This is a genomic window from Aeribacillus sp. FSL K6-2833 (assembly GCF_037965815.1).
GTDB classification, from domain to species: Bacteria; Bacillota; Bacilli; order Bacillales; family Aeribacillaceae; genus Aeribacillus; species Aeribacillus composti.
The window spans coordinates 412,501-431,748 of sequence record NZ_CP150189.1; the positions used below are offsets into that span (position 1 = coordinate 412,501).

Below are 19,248 nucleotides of genomic sequence, written 5' to 3' on the forward strand. Positions count from 1 at the left end.
GATGTTTCTCTTCATTTAGATCTGATCAAAGAAATAATGGGTGAGCTGGCAGTCATCGGGGATCCGTCATTGCACCAGCCGCGTCCGGGATTGCTAGGTTTGCTGGGAATGACCAGAGAAGCAGTTAATGTTCATCAGTTTGTGCCAAATTATTTAAGGTTAGCAGAGGCGGAAGCGAAATGGATCGAGCAGCAAAAAACGTCAACATGATTAATAATCAAGTAAATGTTCGAAAAATGACAGTTGAAGATATACATCGTGTTTATGAAATCGAACAGCTGTCATTTTCGGTTCCTTGGACAAAGGAATCATTTTATCGGGAATTGGTCCATAACCATTTTGCTACTTATTTAGTAATAGAATATGAAGGAAAAGTTGTAGGGTATTGCGGTTTATGGGTGATTGTTGATGATGGGCAGATTACCAATATTGCTATTTCTCCAGCGTATCGGGGAAAAAAGCTGGGAGAGACCCTGCTTAGAAGCGTTTTAAACGTAGCAAAAGAAAAAGGAGCCAAAACCGTTACATTAGAAGTCCGGGTTTCGAATACGGTTGCGCAATCATTATATAAGAAATTGAATTTTGAACCAATCGGAATCCGGGAAAACTATTATACGGATAACCAAGAAGATGCGATATTAATGCAGGTGAATTTATAATGAAAGATCGATTAATTTTAGGAATTGAAACAAGCTGTGATGAAACAGCAGCTGCCATTGTGAAAAACGGAAAAGAAATTGTTGCACAAGTCGTTGCTTCCCAAATTGAAAGCCATAAACGTTTTGGCGGAGTCGTTCCAGAAATCGCTTCACGCCATCATGTCGAGCAAATTACTCTCGTATTAGAAGAAACGTTAAAACAGGCGAATCTGTCGTATCACGATTTGAACGCCGTAGCCGTGACAGAAGGACCGGGGCTGGTTGGTGCATTATTGATTGGAGTCAATGCCGCAAAGGCTTTAGCTTTTGCGTATGATCTTCCACTAATCGGAGTACATCATATTGCAGGACACATTTATGCGAACCGTCTTGTGAAAGAATTTTCTTTCCCGCTGATTGCATTAGTTGTTTCCGGCGGCCATACAGAGCTTGTCTATATGAAGGAGCACGGTTGTTTTGAGGTGATTGGGGAAACACTTGATGATGCAGCAGGAGAGGCTTATGATAAAGTTGCGCGAACATTAAACCTGCCTTACCCGGGCGGGCCTCATATCGACAGGCTAGCACATGAAGGAACTGCTTCCATTGATTTGCCGCGAGCATGGCTTGAAGAAGGCTCGTTTCATTTTAGTTTCAGCGGGCTGAAGTCAGCGGTGATTAACACTCTTCATAACGCGGCGCAAAGAGGGATCACGATAGATCCGAAAGATATGGCTGCAAGTTTTCAGCAAAGTGTTGTAGAAGTTTTAGTGGAAAAAACTGTTCGTGCCAGTGAGAAGTATCAAGCTCAGCAAGTTCTTTTATCAGGCGGGGTAGCGGCGAATAAAGGATTAAGAACTGCTATGGAGGAAGCATTCAAAAAGAAAAAAGGGATCGACCTCGTCATTCCACCATTGTCCTTATGCACAGATAATGCGGCCATGATTGCAGCTTTCGCTGATGTACTTTATGAAAAAGGAATTTTCGGTGATTATCGTATGAATGCTCATCCTGGATTGGAATTAACGTCATATATATAGGCAAAATAGGGTCGAATGAACAGCGGCCCTATTTTTTTGGGTTCTATACTAAATGTTGGGGTAAAGAATTTCATACAATAAAAAAGCATTTACGAAGTGCTCTCTTTTATAATGAAAGTGACCAAACCTCATTTAAAAGGAGACTTCGTAAATGCAAGACTATTGTATCACAAAACTGATTGGATTAGAAAATGTCATTGTGTCAAATATTGTAGAAACGGATACGCACCTAGAAATTTTTATCGAAACCAAACCTTGTCATCAAAGTTGTCCTCAGTGCGGGGAAAGGACAAGATCTATTCATGATTATCGCCTGCAGAAGATTCGAGATGTCAAATTTCGCGAAATGTATACGTATCTCATTCTAAAAAAGCGTCGCTATAAATGTACATCCTGTGGAAAGCGTTTCTATGAACGATATCCCTTCTTAGAGCGCTATCAACGTCATACGATACGTGTCCTTCAAGCCCTTCTTATCAAAGTGAGAACGGCCAATTTTAAGGAAGTGGCGAAAGAGCTTGGATTGGGACACTCAACGGTGATTCGATGGTTTGACCGTTATTATACTTATGAGAACCACTCATTACCACAAATTTTAGCCATTGATGAGTTTAAGGGGACAACCGAAAAAGGAAAATATCAATGTGTCATCGGAGACCCTCGAGGCTTCAAGGTATTTGATGTGATTCAAGACCGTAAGTTGTCCACGCTAAAAGATTATTTTCGTTCTTTACCGACTCATCGTGTTCAAATGGTGGTCATGGATATGTGGCAGCCGTATAAAATATTGGCTCAACAACTCTTTCAAAATCCAATTATCATCGTGGACAAATTCCATTATGCTCGTCATAACTTCTGGGCACTTGAACGAGTACGAAAGAGAGTACAAAAGTCGTTCCAAGACAAAGATCGAAAATCGATGAAAAAGTTACGTTTTCTCTTACATAAACCGAAAGAGAAGTTAACCACAAGAGAACAGGAGCTCCTGCAATATTATTTAGAGTTGTCCCCCGATTTAAAGAAAGCTTATCAAGTGAAAGAAGTCTTTAAAAAATGGATGACACAAAGCAATGAACGCAATGTAAGGTTGAACTTAGAACAACTGTATCAAGCGATTGACGAATCAGGACTGGACGAATATCAGTACATGAAACGAACCTTTAAAAGCTGGGAGAAAGAAATCATCAATTCGTTTATGTATCCCTACACTAACGGTTATTTAGAAGGGATTAACAATAAAATGAAAGTCATTAAACGAATGTCTTATGGTATTCGCAACTTTCAACGACTTAGAAATAAGGTATTATGCTCACTTATTTAACTTTCATACATATAAAAGAGGTGCACTTCACATCAAGTGCACCCCAACAATTGACATAGAACCTTTTTTTATTTTAACCACAGGTTATCCACAAAGAAAATCTTCATTTTGGATAAATAAGACGAAACATTGAAATAGAAGAAGAAAAAACAAGGTGAAACATGTGGATAACTAAAGGGGTTTGTTGTGGATAATGTGAACAAATAAGAAAAATATTATAAGGTAAGGAACTAATGATGTGGATAACTGTTTGAGAGAAACATGCTGAAGGAAACAAAATAAATAAAAAACCGGCATGAGCCGGTTATTCAGAAAGAAGTGATTCCCATTCCTCCATCAGTTGATCTAGTTGTTCCGTTAACATGACATTTTGATCATGAAGTTTTTGAGCTTTTTCATGATCTTGGTATATATTTGGATCGCAAAGCATTTCATTGTTTTCAGCGATCGCTTCTTCAATTTCTGCTATTTTGTTTTCAAGTTCTTCAATGCGGCGCTGTCTTTGCCGTTCCTTTTTTTTCAATATTTTTTCTTGTTCATAAGATAATTTTCCTTGTTTTTGCTCTTTGGTTTCGATAGTTGGTTCTTTCAACTGTTCAAGCTCGATCATCTCCGCTTTTTTTGCAATGTAATAATCATAGTCCCCGATATATTCGGCAATGCCTTCTGTGGATAATTCAAAAATTTTGGTCGCGATTTTGTTGATAAAATAACGATCATGCGAAACAAACAAGATTGTTCCAGGAAAATTTATCAGAGCGTTTTCCAATACTTCTTTGCTGTCGAGATCCAGATGATTCGTAGGTTCATCCATGATGAGAAAGTTAGCTTTTTTTAGCATTAATTTCGCTAAAGCGAGCCGAGCTTTTTCTCCTCCGCTTAAAGACGAGACGGTTTTCAGCACTTCATCTCCGGAAAAAAGAAAATTCCCTAAAACCGTTCGGATTTCTTTTTCTGTTTTTTCGGGATAGTCATCCCACAATTCATCTAAAACCCGTTTAGATGAAGACAAATCCGCTTGTTCCTGGTCATAATATCCGATTTGGACATTAGATCCAAACTGAATTTTTCCGCTCAGCGGCTTTAAGCGGTTGATGATCGTTTTTAATAAGGTAGATTTTCCAACTCCGTTTGGCCCTATTAAGGCAATTGAGTCCTTCCTGTTGATCGAAAAGTTAATATTTTTCACGATCGGAGTTTTTTGATCGTAGGAAAGGGACAAATCAATGGCTTTTAACACGTCATTGCCGCTTTGCTTTTCGATTTCGAAGGAAAAGCTGGCTGACTTCTCGTCCCCAGCGGGTCTGTCCAGTATTTCCATTTTCTCAAGCATTTTCCTTCTGCTTTGCGCACGTTTCGTTGTCGATGCTCTTGCTAAGTTTCGTTGAATAAAATCTTTCATCCGCGCGATTTCTTCTTGCTGTTTTTCAAATTGTTTTAATTCCCTTTCGTACGCTTCCGCTTTTTGTTTTAAATAAGCGCTGTAATTCCCAACATACTTCGTACAAACTGTTCGTGATATTTCATAAACAGTGTTGACAACGCGATCTAAAAAGTACCGGTCGTGGGAAACAATTAGAACCGCTCCATTATAATGCTGTAAATATTGTTCGAGCCAGTTTAATGTTTCCATGTCAAGATGGTTTGTCGGCTCGTCGAGTATGAGCAGATCCGGTTTTTTCAACAGGAGCTTTCCGAGTGCTAACCGGGTTTTTTGTCCTCCGCTCAAAACCGAAATTTTAGTTGAATAGTCGTAATCAGCAAACCCTAATCCATGCAGCACAGAACGGATATCCGCCTCATATTGATATCCGCCATTTTCTTTATATAAATGTTGGAGTGAATCATATTCCTTCATTAAGCTTTGCAAAGCATGAGAATCTCCAGCTGAGGAGATAGCTGCCATTTTTTGTTCAATATTTCGCAGCTCAGCTTCGATGTTCCGCAACTCTTCAAAAACGGTTAGCATTTCATCCCATATCGACTTAGTTGATTCTAATCCTGTGTTTTGTGCCAGATAGCCGATTGTTAAATCTTTTGGCTTCACAATTTCACCAGAATCAAAGGGCATTTCACCGGCAATGATTTTCAATAATGTTGATTTTCCGGCTCCATTGCGGCCTACAACGGCGATTTTATCTCCTGTTTGGATTTCCAGCTTAATATTCGATAAAATAAGGTCAGCACCATAATATTTTGTGATTTTGTTTAACTGCAATAAAATCATCCATAGTTCACCTCAATCTTTGCTAGAATAAGTGTAGCCTATATATTTGACTGCAGGCAACTGACCTGATGAACAAAAGGACAAGAAATTGTAACAATCGTTCAAAAGACACGAATAAAAAAATAGTGTATAGTTTTTATATAAGGAGAGTTTGGAGAAAAAACAAATAAAAAGAAATGTAGACGGAGAAGAAGATCAGGATGGAAGCGTTATCAGTCTGATATTGTTTCATACAGGCGAGCAGCCGCTTGCTAGAAAACATAGTTAAAAACAAAATTAGTCAGGTTGTTTTGGATTGCGAGGGATGAGCATTGAATCAAGATCAATCTAAGATACCGCAAGCAACTGCAAAAAGATTACCTCTATATTATCGGTTTTTGCAAAATTTACATGCCTCGGGAAAACAACGTGTTTCCTCTCAAGAACTGAGTGAAGCAGTAAAAGTAGATTCTGCGACAATTAGAAGGGACTTTTCATATTTCGGAGCGCTGGGCAAAAAAGGTTATGGATATAATGTCAATTATTTGTTATCATTTTTTAGAAAGACGCTTGACCAAGATGAGTTGACCAAAGTTGCCCTCATTGGCGTCGGAAATTTGGGAACAGCTTTTTTAAATTACAATTTTACAAAAAATAACAACACACAAATTGTTATTGCATTTGACATTAATAAACGAAAAGTAGGAATGAAAATTGGTGGAGTTCCAATTTATCATTTGGATCAGCTAGAAAGTGAATTGCCTGATGATGTGCCTGTTGCGATATTAACGGTCCCGGCAACCGCCGCTCAAGGAATAACGGATCGGTTAGTGGAAAAAGGCATAAAAGGCATTTTAAATTTTACGCCGGCTCGCTTAAATGTTCCGGATAAAATTCGGATTCATCATATCGATCTATCTGTTGAACTTCAGGCTCTTGCATATTTTTTAAAACATTATTCGAATGAAGATTGAAGGAGCGATATTAAATGCCAACAATTGGAATTGGAAGCTTGCTGTTGATTGTATTTGCAGCTCTGCTTGTTTTCGGGCCGAAAAAACTTCCTGAGCTTGGAAAAGCTATAGGAGAATCATTAAAGGAGTTTAAAAGTGCCACGAAGGGCTTAGCAGACGATGATGAAGAAAACAAGAAAAATGAATATGAATAGCAAGAAGAATGGATGAATAATGATGAGCGAAAAAAAAATGTCCGTGTTGGAGCATATAGCGGAGCTTAGAAAACGGCTGATTATTGTAGTCGTTTTCTTTTTCGTTGCTATGATTACTGGCTTTTTCATAGCGAAGCCAATTATTGTTTTTTTACAGCAAACTGATGAAGCAAAGCAATTCGCCTTAAATGCTTTTCGTCCTGCAGATCCATTGATCGTTTATATGCAGTTTACATTTATTATTGCTTTAATTCTAACTTTCCCTGTTTTATTGTACCAGCTTTGGGCGTTTATCAGCCCAGGACTGTATGAAAAAGAAAGGCGGGTCACATTAAGCTATATACCGTTGTCGGTTGCTTTATTTCTTTTAGGTATAAGCTTCTCTTATTTTATTTTGTTTCCTTTTGTCATCGATTTTATGGGGCGGCTTTCCAATGATTTAAACATTCAACAAATGATAGGAATAAATGAATACTTTCGTTTCCTGCTGCAGTTAACATTGCCTTTCGGACTGTTGTTTCAGCTTCCCGTTGTCATAATGTTTTTAACAAGACTCGGGATCATCAATCCGGCGTTTTTGGTAAAGGTTAGAAAATATGCGTATTTTGTATTGCTTGTTATCGCAGCGATTATTACGCCGCCTGAAATTGTGTCGCATTTAATGGTCACGATTCCGCTATTCATTTTGTATGAAATAAGTATCATTGTTTCAAGATTTGCTTACAAAAAAGCACAGTCTTCTCAAATAAAAGAATCAGATCAAAAGTAAAACCGATGGGCTGTTAAAACATATCCCTGTCAAGTAGACAGTATAGGCTTTTTTCCTACTGTCTACACAAGAGGGATAATATCATTACACCTCATCGGTTGTTTTTTGCTTTCCGAATTTTATATGAGAAAGTGAACATGCGGATGGAAACAGCAAAATCAAACGTGGCTAAAATCATTAAAATCATATTTGTAGCTGTCCACATACCATTTTCAGCATGATGAATTGCTAAATATGTAAATAGAACTCCCATGATAAAATAGAAGAGTCCCATGGAAACGGGATGAAAATTCATAATCTTAGCTGCCTCCAATAATGATTTGTATTTGTTCCATTTGCTTCATCATGTTTTCAATCTCATCATGATAAATTGTTTGAATGATGACTACGATTGTATTCATCATTGTATGGGCAAAAATAGGGACTAATATGCGTTTTGTTTTATAATATAAAAAAGCGAACGTAAATCCCATTGCTGTATAACGCAATAAAAGTTCAGGCTCCCCATGCACGATGCCGAATAATAGCGAACTGACAAGCGCACCGATCCAAAAATTCGTTTTTTGATAAATCACCCCGAAAATAATTTTTCGGAAGATAATTTCTTCAAGAATCGGTCCTATTATTGATGTGACAATAATCAAATAAGGCGTTGCTTCAATTAAATCCATAATAACTTGAGTATTTTCCGACATCGGATTAACTTTAAGTACATATATTTCAATATTGCCAACGATTGTTTGAATGAAAAAAGCTAAAAAAACTCCGAAAACAGCCCATATGGCAGATTCGCCGAAAGAAGCTTTTTCAATCCGGACATTATTTTTTCGTTCATGACGAAGGAGAAATAAAATAATGACAAACGCAGCAGTAAAACTTGTAATCGACCAATATGCTTGCGCTTGAAAAAGTCCTGCATTGAGATTTTCATCGACGCCAACACCCAGTTCATAAAAAAGGGGAACTCCAATATAGGATGAGAGCTGCATAATGATGTACGTAATGATGATCCACCAATATTGCTTTTTCACGAATAGTTCTCCTTTATAAAAGATTCATATGACTATTTTAACACACAATGTTTTAAAGAAAGAAAAACAATTTTGACAAGGTAAGCACTTAATGGTGGATGTTAAAATTTTTTTAAAAGAGACTTGAAAAATAGAGGAGGTTTCTTTAATATAATAATTGGTGTTAGCACTCGATAGCAATGAGTGCTAATAATGAATAAGGAATAAATTTTGAAAATCTCAAAAGATATTTGAGGAGGTTGTTTCCCTTGTTAAAGCCATTAGGTGATCGCGTTGTAATTGAACTTGTTGAAACAGAAGAAAAAACAGCAAGCGGCATCGTATTGCCTGACACAGCTAAAGAAAAACCTCAAGAAGGTAAAGTAGTAGCAGTTGGTACTGGTCGTGTATTAGACAGCGGTGAACGTGTTGCAGTTGAAGTTGCTGTTGGCGATCGCATTATCTTCTCAAAATACGCCGGCACAGAAGTAAAATATGACGGCAAAGAATACTTAATTTTGCGTGAAAGCGACATTTTGGCTGTGATCGGCTAATAGAGACAGCCCAATATCATAGACAATTTAAATTTTGAGGAGGTTTTCGCAACATGGCAAAAGAAATTAAATTCAGTGAAGAAGCACGTCGTGCAATGCTGCGTGGTGTGGATAAATTAGCAGATGCGGTTAAAGTTACTTTAGGACCAAAAGGCCGTAACGTTGTTCTTGAGAAAAAATTCGGTTCTCCGTTAATTACAAACGATGGCGTTACGATTGCAAAAGAAATTGAATTAGAAGATCCATTTGAAAACATGGGTGCAAAATTAGTTGCAGAAGTTGCTAGCAAAACAAACGATGTTGCTGGGGACGGTACAACTACTGCAACAGTTTTAGCTCAAGCAATGATCCGCGAAGGACTTAAAAACGTAACAGCTGGCGCAAACCCAATGGGTGTACGTAAAGGAATTGAAAAAGCAGTTGCTACAGCTGTTGAAGAATTAAAAGCAATTTCTAAACCAATTGAAGGAAAAGAATCAATTGCTCAAGTTGCTGCTATTTCTGCTGCGGATGATGAAGTAGGTAAATTAATTGCTGAAGCAATGGAACGTGTTGGTAACGATGGCGTTATCACTATTGAAGAATCTAAAGGTTTCACTACTGAGCTTGACGTTGTAGAAGGAATGCAGTTTGACCGCGGATATGCTTCTCCATACATGGTAACAGATTCTGATAAAATGGAAGCTGTTCTTGAAAATCCATACATTTTAATTACTGACAAGAAAATCTCTAACATCCAAGAAATCTTGCCAGTTCTTGAGCAAGTTGTACAACAAGGCAAACCTTTATTAATCATTGCTGAAGATGTTGAAGGCGAAGCTTTAGCAACATTAGTTGTGAACAAACTTCGCGGTACATTTAATGCTGTAGCTGTAAAAGCTCCTGGATTCGGTGACCGCCGCAAAGCAATGTTAGAAGATATCGCCATTTTAACAGATGGTGAAGTTATTACAGAAGATTTAGGTTTAGATCTTAAGAGCGCTACTATTTCTCAATTAGGCCGCGCTGCAAAAGTTGTTGTAACGAAAGAAACAACTACAATTGTTGAAGGCGCAGGCGCAAGCGACAAAATTGCAGCTCGCGTAAATCAAATTAAAGCTCAATTGGAAGAAACAACTTCTGAATTTGATAAAGAAAAACTTCAAGAGCGCTTAGCAAAATTAGCTGGCGGCGTAGCAGTTATCAAAGTTGGTGCCGCTACTGAAACAGAATTGAAAGAACGTAAACTTCGCATCGAAGACGCTCTTAACTCCACTCGTGCAGCAGTGGAAGAAGGAATTGTCTCCGGTGGTGGTACAGCTCTAGTTAACGTTTACAAAAAAGTTGCTGAAATTGAAGCAGAAGGCGACGTTCAAACTGGTGTAAACATCGTTCTTCGCGCTTTAGAAGAGCCAGTTCGCCAAATCGCTCACAACGCTGGTTTAGAAGGCTCTGTTATCGTTGAACGCTTGAAAAAAGAAGAAGTTGGAATCGGCTTTAACGCTGCTACAGGCGAATGGGTGAACATGATCGAAGCTGGTATCGTTGACCCAACAAAAGTAACTCGTTCTGCTCTTCAAAACGCAGCATCCGTTGCCGCTATGTTCTTAACAACTGAAGCAGTTGTTGCTGACAAACCAGAAGAAAACAAAGGTAACGGCAACCCAGGCATGCCTGACATGGGCGGAATGATGTAATAATTGCTCAAAAATCTTGGAACACCAGGGTTTCCTGGTGTTCCTTATTTTTTTGACCAAAAAAATCACAAATTTTTATAAAGCTTCTCATTAGTTTCATTGGGCTTTTGGGGAGCTTCTTTTTCATTAATGGCGCAACATTATTTTCTTTTTAATAGAATAATGATGTAGAGAAATGATAATTAATAGGGACAATATTTACTGACTAGGTACCGTCAACAATTTTGTGTAATGTAAGATAGATAGGGGATCGCTGAAATGGATTTGGAATAGAGAGGGACTGTTTCCTCCACGGGGTTGTCCAAAAAATCAGTTACCCTGACTTTTTGGCCAGCCTCTTTTATCGTGACTCCAAAAAGGCGCCCGATAACTGAATAACACGTGAGCTTTCATTAGCGGGTATAGCTTAAAAAGAACCTCTATCTCATTCCTTTAAATGATTATCAAACGCCTCTTGAACCTTATCCTTCTTGGGTGAAACAATTTTTCCCTTAACCTGCTTTAACGTCGCTACTATAAGAAAGCTGACAATCACTAATAAGAACCATGAACTCACCTTTCCTAGATGAACGAGACTCCATGCATCGGTTTGGTTTGGATATTCCCAAGCTCCAAAGAACGTTGCAATATTTTCGGCTATCCATATAAAAAATCCGATGAGCACAAAAGAAAGTGCGAGTGGCATGCGGTAACGAGTTCCATCAACCTCGAATGTGACCCATGATTGTTTGTGGCAATCTATTAATATAGTGTAGGCAATTAATTTGTGCAAGCCCTAGGGCTTGCACAAATTAAAAAAACCACTTGCCAACAAACCCTTAATACCATACCCTCCTAGTTGGACAAGTCTTCAACGGGAGGTATTTAAGGGGATTATCATTTTATTTATGTAGTTACTGATTTATAGTACCAGAACCTTTAACCCTATAACCGATGGAACTAGTTTTGCTAAGTCTAAGTATATAATCTCTTTTAGCAACAGTGCCATAGCTTTTAGTGTAGGTATAACCATTAGCAGAAATATCACCACTACTATAGTAATTAAAAAACCCGCCATATAACGCAACACTGTATTTAGATTTATTAGAATCTATAGAACCGTTGGCTTTATAAGTGTCCGCTTTAACAGTAGTAGAGGCTTTAGCATTTTTTAAAGAAAATACTGTAGTTCCATCAAATCCGTGAGTCATTGAAAATGTATAGGACTTGCTATAAGCACTAGCCGTAATCGGTAAAGCGATTACGCCTACAAGAAGAGCAGTTGATATAGTTAATTTTTTTAATTTACCTTTCATATTATCACTCCTTATATTATCAAATATTAGGAAATTCAATAATTATTTTGCAAATTTGTATATTTTTGAATAAAATATTAATATAAAATAGTCTTATTTGTTAGTAAATACGTTATATTAATATACGGGAGGAAACGATGTCAATTATACTTAAAGCAGAAGAAATCAGTAAATCATTTAATACATATAATAACTATTTAGTTGTTAAACCCACTTCATTTAGTGTTAAGAAAGGAGAAATATATGTAATAGAGGGAAAGAGTGGTTCCGGAAAATCTACTTTTTTGAGTATGATAGGAGGACTAGAAAAGCCAAGTAATGGAAGAGTTTTTTTTGAAAATAAATCCTTTTATGAACTAAATGACAATGAACAGTCACGAATAAGAGGTGAATCATTTGGATTTATATTCCAATCATTCCAATTAATACCCGAGCTTACTGTCAAAGAAAATATAGAGTTACCATTTAATTTTGTAAAGGCTTCTAACAAGAATATGTTAAATGTTAATGAGTTAGCTAATGAACTAGACATTTCAAGGCATCTGAGTAAAAAACCTAATTATCTGTCTGGCGGGGAGCAACAAAGGGTAGCTATTGCTCGTGCTTTAATAACTTGTCCAAAAATTTTGTTTGCAGATGAACCAACAGGAAATTTGGATCAGGAAACTACAAAATTAGTAATCAAATTACTTATTAAACTAAGTAAGAAATATAATATTTCCCTAATAATCGTAACTCATGAGAAAAACTTAATTAAAGAACCCCATTACTTATATAAAATGAATGATGGTGTTTTAAAGGTGGAAAACAAACATGATTAAGTTTTCAATAAAATTGTTAATCGCGAGGTTAAAATGGTTTTTAGTAATGACCATTGCTCTCGGAATTACTTTAGCATTCATTACCTCACTAATAACATCATCTGAAGCAATAAAAACAAGCCTAAAGAATAAAGCATATAAAAATTATGGTGAGCATTCAGGTTTATTAATTGGTATTAAAGAATCAAAATCGTTGCTAAATAATAATAACTTTGATGCGGGAGAGTATCAATTAATAGATACATTAAAAATTAGTGAAGACCTTTCTGCTACTATTGGTTGGATGAATATTGACGCATTTAAGATTGGACATATTAACCTAATAAAAGGCAAATTCCCTACTAATGAGAATGAGGTTGCAATAGAATCGTTCTACTTAGAAAAGCTAGATCCCACTTGGAAATTAGGCGACACAAAAAAACTTTTAATTAATAACAATGTTACTCAAGTTAAACTTGTTGGCATTATTGAAAATTATTCGGCTAAATGGTCAGTGCCATACAATATAGAAAAAGGGGTAAATGATTTTCCGAATATCTTAGTGGCAAACAAAGACAACAGTTTAACAAGCAACTTTTTAATTAAATTCAATAAAGACCCAAAAGAAAATGAAGAGGAAATGTTAAAGTTACTAGAAATATATAATGATCAAGGAATTATTAATGAAAAATTATTTTATAAAGGTTTAAACCAATATGATAACATCACAAACTTAACATTCTTTTTTCAAATAATTACTTTAATAGTTGCCTCCTTTTGTTTTTGGAGTTTATTTTATTATTTCAATTTCTTTCAATTGCAAAAAGATGCGCTATTTAAAGCAGCAGGATCTAATAATTTAAATTTGTACAAACTTCATTTTTTTCAGTGTTTAATTATCTTTTTATCCAGCATACTTTTTTCAATTCCGCTAAATATAGCATTACATAAACTAATAATTAAGAAAACTTTTTTTGAAGGAGAACTCAATCCTTCACAATTAAGCACTATAATCAATACAGTATCGATATGGATTATCATTTTATTTACTATAGTTGTCATAATTTCAACTAAATCAATTAACAAATTTAATAAAAAGTCTATAAATAACATATTACACAACAATAGTCACTCTAAAAATAAAGGAGATTATTTGATATATAAATTTTCCTCATTTATTAAAAAACAGTTAGTAATTCAAATGGTTCAATATCCCAAACACTCTTTGCTAATTATATTCAATTTAAGCATTTGCACGATGATTATTTTATTTTCCTTTTTTTTACAAAAAGAAAGTGAAGGTATCTGGGACGCTAAGCAGGATTATTATATTGATTCGCAAGAAATATATGCTTATGAGAATATACAGAATCTTAACGTTTTAGCTCATAAGGGATTAACATTTCCAATACATGAAGTAAAACAACTTGAACAAACTAGAGGTATTAAGTACATTGACAAAAATCCGTTTATGATTGACGTTCATCCTCTTATAAAACCAAACTTATTAACATCTTCTATAGAAAACTGGATAAAACAAAATGGTTCACTAAATAATTTATATGAACAAGATATAATTATTCCCAATGTAAGTTATCGAATAGTGAATGAAGTTGAATTTGGTGAGATTTATAAATCTAATGATTTTGAAAGTTTTAAGGGTAAAATACTATTGATATTGCCCAAAACAGAGATTAATAATAACAGTAAATTAATAGGCGAAAAATTAAGTTTTATAAAAATGTATAGAGAGTCAGGTCAATTAAAAACAAAAAAATGGGAATTTGAAGTTTTTGATGTTATTGAGAGTGCAAACAGTAACGAAAATAATATGTCCATAAATTATCATTAGCATTGCATAAATATAGTTAGAATTTTCTGTTAATTAATTTTTGTGAATTTGTGCCAAAAAGACAAAACCTAAAGAAAGGTGGCACTGCCCATTTGGTAAATATATACAGTTAAATCAGAGCGACAACGACAAAAGGGAGATTATGGACTGGCTCGCCCATCAAATTTTCGCAACCAAACATAAGCTGGTTTCCACAGAGCTCTCTTTAACCAACGAGTAATTCGAAGTAGGGATTTCTTACTTTTCATCTCCAATTGAATGAGAACATGTAAGCAATACGTGATAAGGGCTAAGAAAATTTGATTTTGAATAGCTGTTTCACTCATTCCATAAAAGTGCTTAATTTCTACGTGTTGCTTGAGCCATTTGAAAAAGAGTTCAATAGCCCAGCGAGATCGGTAAATATCACTTATCTCTTCTGGTTTTAAATCAAATCGGTTGGTGATGAAACGAAGTAAGTTCCCTTTTGTGTCCATAACTTCTAGTAGACGAAAGACATTTTCAGTACGATTTTGTGTGGTACCAATGTAGACCATTTTATCGGATAGAACGTGACAATCATCAGGAAGTGAAAATGTATAGACTTCACGAATGACTGCGTTTTTCTTCAGTCTTGAAACGAAGAAATAGCCATCATCTGTCATCCGATCAAAACGTTCATAGTCCACATAACCGCGGTCAAACACATACATGGCTTCTTGATCATCCACTAGGACTTCGAGTTGATTTCGGTCATGTTCTTTTGCTGTCGTAATCACTGCTTTTTCAGGATAGACGGTGTCTTTATCCATGAAAACGAGCCGTAAGTGTAGCTTTACACCAGCTTTTGTTTTACGGAATTTTGCCCATTTATAATGGGTCAAATTCAACGGGAGTGTACTTGAATCAATGATTTTCAGTGGCATATTCTTTCCGTTTTGATAATGGTACCGTTGAATTTTCCAAACAAGATCCAAGAACAAATTTGCAAGAATTAGTGGGTTGATCTGATTGTTTTTTCGGGATAGCTGAGAGGCACTTATCGATTCAAATCCGAGTGCTTTTTGAAGATCTTCGTCTACAAGTGAATCACTCATTTCCTCTAAGCTCGTAAATTCGAGCAGCTGGGCTACCAATAAAAGTTTAATATAGGCTTCTGTTGTCAGCTTTTTTGTGTAATAGTCCTGTTTCAATTCTTTGACTTGTTCGCTAAGTTTTTGAATATTTATGGGTGAAACCCATTTACCAAATGATGAAATTAGTGTATTCTTGTCCATAACGGTTATCCTTTACGATTGGATTTGGACAGGAACCACCTGTACTTCCATTGTAAAGGATTTTTTTGTTTTGAAATCAATAAAAAATTGAACATTCTTAGTATTTTGAATCATCAGATTTAATTACTGCAATGCTAGTGATAAATTATAATGAAATTACTATTCTTTTAGATGAAAAAACAGCTGTAGATAGCAAAATTTTTACGGGATATAAGGATTTAACTATTTATTTAGAAGATAATATATCTTCAATAGAAGAAAAGATAATAGATTCTTTAGTTTATGAAATGGTTGCATCTATACCCGGAAGTCTTTATCAAAAGATATCAACTACACAAATAGAAGAAATGAAAATATCTTCTTATATAGGTTTTTTAGGTAAATTGTCATTCTTGATTTCATTGTTTTTGTCTATGACAAGTATTATAAGTATTTTACTAAGTAAATATTATATTAAAAAAAGAACTTGGGGTATTTATCTTTCATTAGGAATGAGAAAAAGATTTGTAATGAAACTTCTGTCATTTGAAATATTTATTTATTTCTTTATATCAATTGTTATTAGTACCATCCTTTTCTTCTTGTCTATGAAAGTATTAAATCATGTATACCCTACATCTTTTTATACAATATATTATATATTTGCTGTGTTGTTTATTTTAATAATTGCTACCTTAGGGGTGTTTGTCCTGTCAAAAATAATAAAAAATCAATCTATATTAGATTTATTAAGATTAAAGGAATAAAAGTTTTTCAACGGCTTAACAGGTTAATCGTTCAAGATACATTATAGATAGAGAGGTTAGAAACTACAAAATATTCCAGAATATTCACTTAGAAGGTAAAAAGTTATACTGGTAGGAGGAAAAATTAAATGCAGATTTATTCAATTCCGCTCCTGACTATATTAGGTTGCGTAGGGCTAATTATTTATATAATAATTGATTTCAAAAAGAACAAGTTAAAAAATTTAATTAGTAGAGGAATATTCTATAGTTTTATACTTTATTTAATTATTGTTTCACATCTTACTATTGGAAATATTTTTATACCTCCCCAGCACAGCTTTATAAGTTTTCAATTAATTCCTTTTCATTTTTTAGTTGATTGGTCTATCGAACGTGCCAATGGTATTTGGTTCTTTTGGAATTCAGTTAAACTATCTTTCTATAATTTGATTTTGTTATTTCCTTTGGGGATTTATTTGGGAATATTATTTAATACTACACGTATAAATAAGGTTATTATTATTGTATTCCTTACAAGTTTAATCATTGAAATATTTCAGCAAATATTAAGTTACTTTGGTTTTATATTTAGACGTTCGTTTGATGTTGATGATTTAATCCTAAATACTTTCGGTGGGGTTTTAGGATTTTTGGTTTGGTTAAGAGTTAAAAAAATCTATTTTGTAAATATTTCTAAATTGAAACGAAATTTCTAGTTACAAAAACCCGATTCACAGTTTTTTTAAAGGGTTTTGCAAGGAGAAAATCACAGTAGAAATTTTATGACTCGTGTCACGTGGAATAATATCTCAATGGAGAGAAAAAGTTGTAGCAATTGTTGAGATTAATTTTATTGAAATAATTCTTGGAAATGGCATCCGGGAAAATTACCAATTAAAAGTCTCGAAAGTTTGCAAACAGAAAAAATGGTACCGTCAACAATTTTGTGTAATGTAAGATAGATAGGGGATCGCTGAAATGGATTTGGAATAGGGAGGGACTGTCTCCTCCACGGGGTTGTCCAAAAAATCAGTTACCCTGACTTTTTGGACAGCCTCTTTTATCGTGACTCCAAAAAGGCGCCCGATAACTGAATAACACGTGAGCTTTCATTAGTGGGTATAGCCTAAACTCAAGTTTGACACCATTTCACTACATGTGGATAACTAAAGGTGATTATACCAATAGTTATCCACTTTTTTTATCGAAAATATAATCATTATGTAGTGTTATGTGGATAACTTTTGTATATTCAATAATATGTAATATATGTTATACTATTAGTGCTATGTATATTCGAATTAATAAGCAAAAAAATAAAAATGGTTCTGTTCGTCAATATCTACAAATATGTCGTACATTTCGTGTAGACAATAAAGTTCGGCAACAAACGCTTTGTAATCTAGGGAGGTTAGAACATTTATTAGAGAATGGCTCTGTCGATAACATAATCGAGGGATTAGCCAAATTTTCAGAGCGTTACTTTGACCGAATTCACGGGCAAGGCTCTTCCTCTTCTGTCTCCGTGCTTTGGACAAAAGAGTTTGGGCCGGTTTATCTGTTCCGAAAGGTATGGGAAAAGTTAGGGCTTGGTCGGCTATTACGTAAAATCACGGATGATTCCGAGGCTGCTTCTCGGTATGACGAAGCCATTTTTGCCATGGTGTTAAACCGTCTCATGGATCCCAATAGTAAGCATTATATCTTCAAACAATGGATCGACACGATTTATGCAGAAGGTCTTTCAGACATCCAACTCCATCACTACTATCGTGCATTAGACTTCTTAAGTGAACAAAAAGAAAAAATTGAGGAACAACTTTATGGACATTTAACCGATTTAACCTCATTAGAAGTAGATATCGTGTTTTACGACACGACAAGCACCTATTTCGAAGGAGAGGAAGCAGACGAACTGCTGGCTCACTATGGTTACTCCAAAGATCATCGTGGAGATCGAAAACAAGTCGTGATTGGCTTATTAATGACCAAAACAGGGATTCCGATTGGACATCAAGTCTTCCCTGGAAACATGCATGATACGAAGACATTTGGCATGGTGGTTGGAGACCTGAAGAAGCGCTATCCTATTCAGAAAGTCATTCTAGTGGGAGACCGCGGAATGGTTAGTGAAGCCAACTTAGATCAAATTCGTGAACTGGGCATGGAATATATTGTGGGTGTCAAATTACGAAAGTCGAAGAAAGCCCAAGAGCTATTATCCATCCGTGGGCCATATAAGAAGGTTCTCCCGAATCTAAAAGTGAAGTCAAAGAAAATCGATGGCGAAACGTATGTACTCTGTTACAATCCGGACGCTGAAGAACGTGATCGAGCGAGTCGTCAAGTCGTGTTAGAAAACCTTCAATCGAAGCTTGATGAACTCGGTCCATCTGGACTCGTCAAAAACCGTGCGTATTCCAAGTTTTTAACGATAGAAAAAGCATCGGCCAAAATTGATGAAGAGAAGGTATCCAATGACGAAAAGTTTGACGGAAAGTACGCCATTCGGACCAACTCGTCATTAACGGATGAAGAGGCAGCACTTGCCTATAAAGAGTTGTGGAGAGTGGAACAAGCCTTTCGTAACCTGAAGTCGAATCTAGAACTTCGCCCGATGTACCATCGAGTGGAATCTCGTATTCGAGGCCATATCATGGTTTGTTTCCTTGCGCTTGTCATGGAATCCTTTTTGGCCTATAAGCTAAAAGAAATAGGATGCCAAACAAGTGTAAAGGATATTTTGCATGATGTAAGCCAGATGAAGGCCTCGAAAATACGCGTGAATGGTGAAGAGCAAATCGTTCGTACAGAATTACAAGGTCAAGCAAATCTAGCATTTGAAGCACTTGTCACACAAGCGCCTCCTAGAGTATTAGAAAAAAACACGTGCCACTAACAAGTGTAGTGGTACGTGTTGTGGGTAAAGTCCAAA

Annotated in this window: 19 protein-coding genes and 1 pseudogene (1 of these 20 only partly in view); 14 read left to right on the forward strand and 6 right to left on the reverse strand. The window is 35.7% G+C overall.

Going from position 1 to position 19,248, the window contains the following annotated elements; translation table 11 throughout:
- The 4 genes from tsaB to NSQ94_RS02205 all read left to right on the forward strand — a co-directional run.
- Positions 1–210: the 3' end of a tRNA (adenosine(37)-N6)-threonylcarbamoyltransferase complex dimerization subunit type 1 TsaB gene (gene tsaB / locus NSQ94_RS02190; protein WP_066248096.1), read on the forward strand. Its footprint begins 486 nt before the window's first position; 210 of the gene's 696 nt are visible here — the last part of the coding sequence; its start codon lies off the left edge, out of view; its stop codon occupies positions 208–210.
- Positions 180–659, forward strand: a complete 480-nt coding sequence (gene rimI, locus NSQ94_RS02195) for a ribosomal protein S18-alanine N-acetyltransferase (RefSeq protein WP_063388681.1) — start codon at positions 180–182, stop codon at positions 657–659. The genes tsaB and rimI overlap by 31 nt, the downstream gene beginning before the upstream one ends.
- Positions 659–1,678, forward strand: coding sequence for a tRNA (adenosine(37)-N6)-threonylcarbamoyltransferase complex transferase subunit TsaD (tsaD, locus tag NSQ94_RS02200; RefSeq protein ID WP_066248098.1), 1,020 nt, complete (start codon positions 659–661; stop codon positions 1,676–1,678). Before rimI ends, tsaD begins: the two co-directional genes overlap by 1 nt.
- A 151-nt stretch (positions 1,679–1,829) precedes the next feature.
- On the forward strand, positions 1,830–2,999 hold the full coding sequence (locus NSQ94_RS02205; protein WP_339230019.1) for an ISL3 family transposase: 1,170 nt from the start codon (positions 1,830–1,832) through the stop codon (positions 2,997–2,999).
- 304 nt (positions 3,000–3,303) lie between these two features.
- On the opposite strand, the gene NSQ94_RS02210 is transcribed toward NSQ94_RS02205, so the two are convergent.
- Positions 3,304–5,226, reverse strand: coding sequence for an ABC-F family ATP-binding cassette domain-containing protein (locus NSQ94_RS02210; RefSeq protein WP_144598516.1), 1,923 nt, complete (start codon positions 5,224–5,226; stop codon positions 3,304–3,306).
- Positions 5,227–5,537: 311 nt separating this feature from the next.
- Here NSQ94_RS02210 and NSQ94_RS02215 point away from each other — a divergent pair, with 311 nt between their 5' ends.
- From NSQ94_RS02215 to tatC, 3 genes are read left to right on the forward strand one after another with little or no spacing between them, the layout of a single operon-like run.
- The gene (locus tag NSQ94_RS02215) at positions 5,538–6,179 is read left to right on the forward strand and encodes a redox-sensing transcriptional repressor Rex (protein WP_063388684.1); all 642 of its coding nucleotides are present in this window, start codon (positions 5,538–5,540) and stop codon (positions 6,177–6,179) included.
- 14 nt (positions 6,180–6,193) lie between these two features.
- Positions 6,194–6,373 carry a twin-arginine translocase TatA/TatE family subunit gene (locus NSQ94_RS02220; protein WP_144598515.1) on the forward strand — a complete coding sequence of 60 codons (180 nt, stop codon included), beginning with the start codon at positions 6,194–6,196 and terminating at the stop codon, positions 6,371–6,373.
- Positions 6,374–6,395: 22 nt separating this feature from the next.
- Positions 6,396–7,142 (forward strand): twin-arginine translocase subunit TatC, encoded by a 747-nt coding sequence (tatC, locus tag NSQ94_RS02225; RefSeq protein ID WP_130158248.1) that lies wholly within the window; start codon positions 6,396–6,398, stop codon positions 7,140–7,142.
- A 91-nt stretch (positions 7,143–7,233) separates the two neighbouring features.
- Here tatC and NSQ94_RS02230 read toward each other — a convergent pair whose 3' ends face one another.
- Positions 7,234–7,437, reverse strand: a complete 204-nt coding sequence (locus NSQ94_RS02230; RefSeq protein ID WP_063388687.1) for a YdiK family protein — start codon at positions 7,435–7,437, stop codon at positions 7,234–7,236.
- Positions 7,438–7,441: 4 nt separating this feature from the next.
- Positions 7,442–8,173, reverse strand: coding sequence for a type II CAAX endopeptidase family protein (locus tag NSQ94_RS02235; protein ID WP_063388688.1), 732 nt, complete (start codon positions 8,171–8,173; stop codon positions 7,442–7,444).
- A gap of 248 nt (positions 8,174–8,421) precedes the next feature.
- Between NSQ94_RS02235 and groES the strand changes: the two genes are divergently transcribed.
- Both groES and groL read left to right on the forward strand, forming a co-directional pair.
- A complete protein-coding gene (gene groES, locus NSQ94_RS02240; RefSeq protein ID WP_063388689.1) occupies positions 8,422–8,706 on the forward strand; it encodes a co-chaperone GroES in 285 nt (94 codons plus the stop codon).
- A 53-nt stretch (positions 8,707–8,759) separates the two neighbouring features.
- Positions 8,760–10,382 (forward strand): chaperonin GroEL, encoded by a 1,623-nt coding sequence (gene groL / locus NSQ94_RS02245; RefSeq protein ID WP_063388690.1) that lies wholly within the window; start codon positions 8,760–8,762, stop codon positions 10,380–10,382.
- Between the two features lie 424 nt (positions 10,383–10,806).
- Here the strand turns inward: groL and NSQ94_RS02250 are convergent.
- Both NSQ94_RS02250 and NSQ94_RS02255 read right to left on the reverse strand, forming a co-directional pair.
- Positions 10,807–11,109 (reverse strand): annotated as a pseudogene (locus NSQ94_RS02250) (DUF817 family protein); the annotation flags it as partial.
- A 166-nt stretch (positions 11,110–11,275) separates the two neighbouring features.
- Positions 11,276–11,677, reverse strand: a complete 402-nt coding sequence (locus tag NSQ94_RS02255; protein WP_144598548.1) for a hypothetical protein — start codon at positions 11,675–11,677, stop codon at positions 11,276–11,278.
- A gap of 137 nt (positions 11,678–11,814) precedes the next feature.
- Here NSQ94_RS02255 and NSQ94_RS02260 point away from each other — a divergent pair, with 137 nt between their 5' ends.
- A complete protein-coding gene (locus tag NSQ94_RS02260; protein WP_144598547.1) occupies positions 11,815–12,498 on the forward strand; it encodes an ABC transporter ATP-binding protein in 684 nt (227 codons plus the stop codon).
- Positions 12,491–14,329 (forward strand): ABC transporter permease, encoded by a 1,839-nt coding sequence (locus tag NSQ94_RS02265; RefSeq protein ID WP_339230022.1) that lies wholly within the window; start codon positions 12,491–12,493, stop codon positions 14,327–14,329. The genes NSQ94_RS02260 and NSQ94_RS02265 overlap by 8 nt, the downstream gene beginning before the upstream one ends.
- A gap of 140 nt (positions 14,330–14,469) precedes the next feature.
- Here the strand turns inward: NSQ94_RS02265 and NSQ94_RS02270 are convergent, their stop codons facing one another.
- A complete protein-coding gene (locus NSQ94_RS02270; protein ID WP_339230024.1) occupies positions 14,470–15,585 on the reverse strand; it encodes an IS4 family transposase in 1,116 nt (371 codons plus the stop codon).
- A gap of 131 nt (positions 15,586–15,716) precedes the next feature.
- On the opposite strand from NSQ94_RS02270, the gene NSQ94_RS02275 reads away from it, so the two are divergent.
- The 3 genes from NSQ94_RS02275 (at position 15,717) to NSQ94_RS02285 (ending at position 19,212) form a co-directional block, all read left to right on the forward strand.
- On the forward strand, positions 15,717–16,331 hold the full coding sequence (locus NSQ94_RS02275) for an FtsX-like permease family protein (RefSeq protein WP_339230026.1): 615 nt from the start codon (positions 15,717–15,719) through the stop codon (positions 16,329–16,331).
- 128 nt (positions 16,332–16,459) lie between these two features.
- Positions 16,460–17,029 carry a VanZ family protein gene (locus NSQ94_RS02280; protein ID WP_144598545.1) on the forward strand — a complete coding sequence of 190 codons (570 nt, stop codon included), beginning with the start codon at positions 16,460–16,462 and terminating at the stop codon, positions 17,027–17,029.
- A 572-nt stretch (positions 17,030–17,601) separates the two neighbouring features.
- On the forward strand, positions 17,602–19,212 hold the full coding sequence (locus NSQ94_RS02285) for an IS1634 family transposase (protein ID WP_339229715.1): 1,611 nt from the start codon (positions 17,602–17,604) through the stop codon (positions 19,210–19,212).
- Positions 19,213–19,248: the final 36 nt, after the last annotated feature.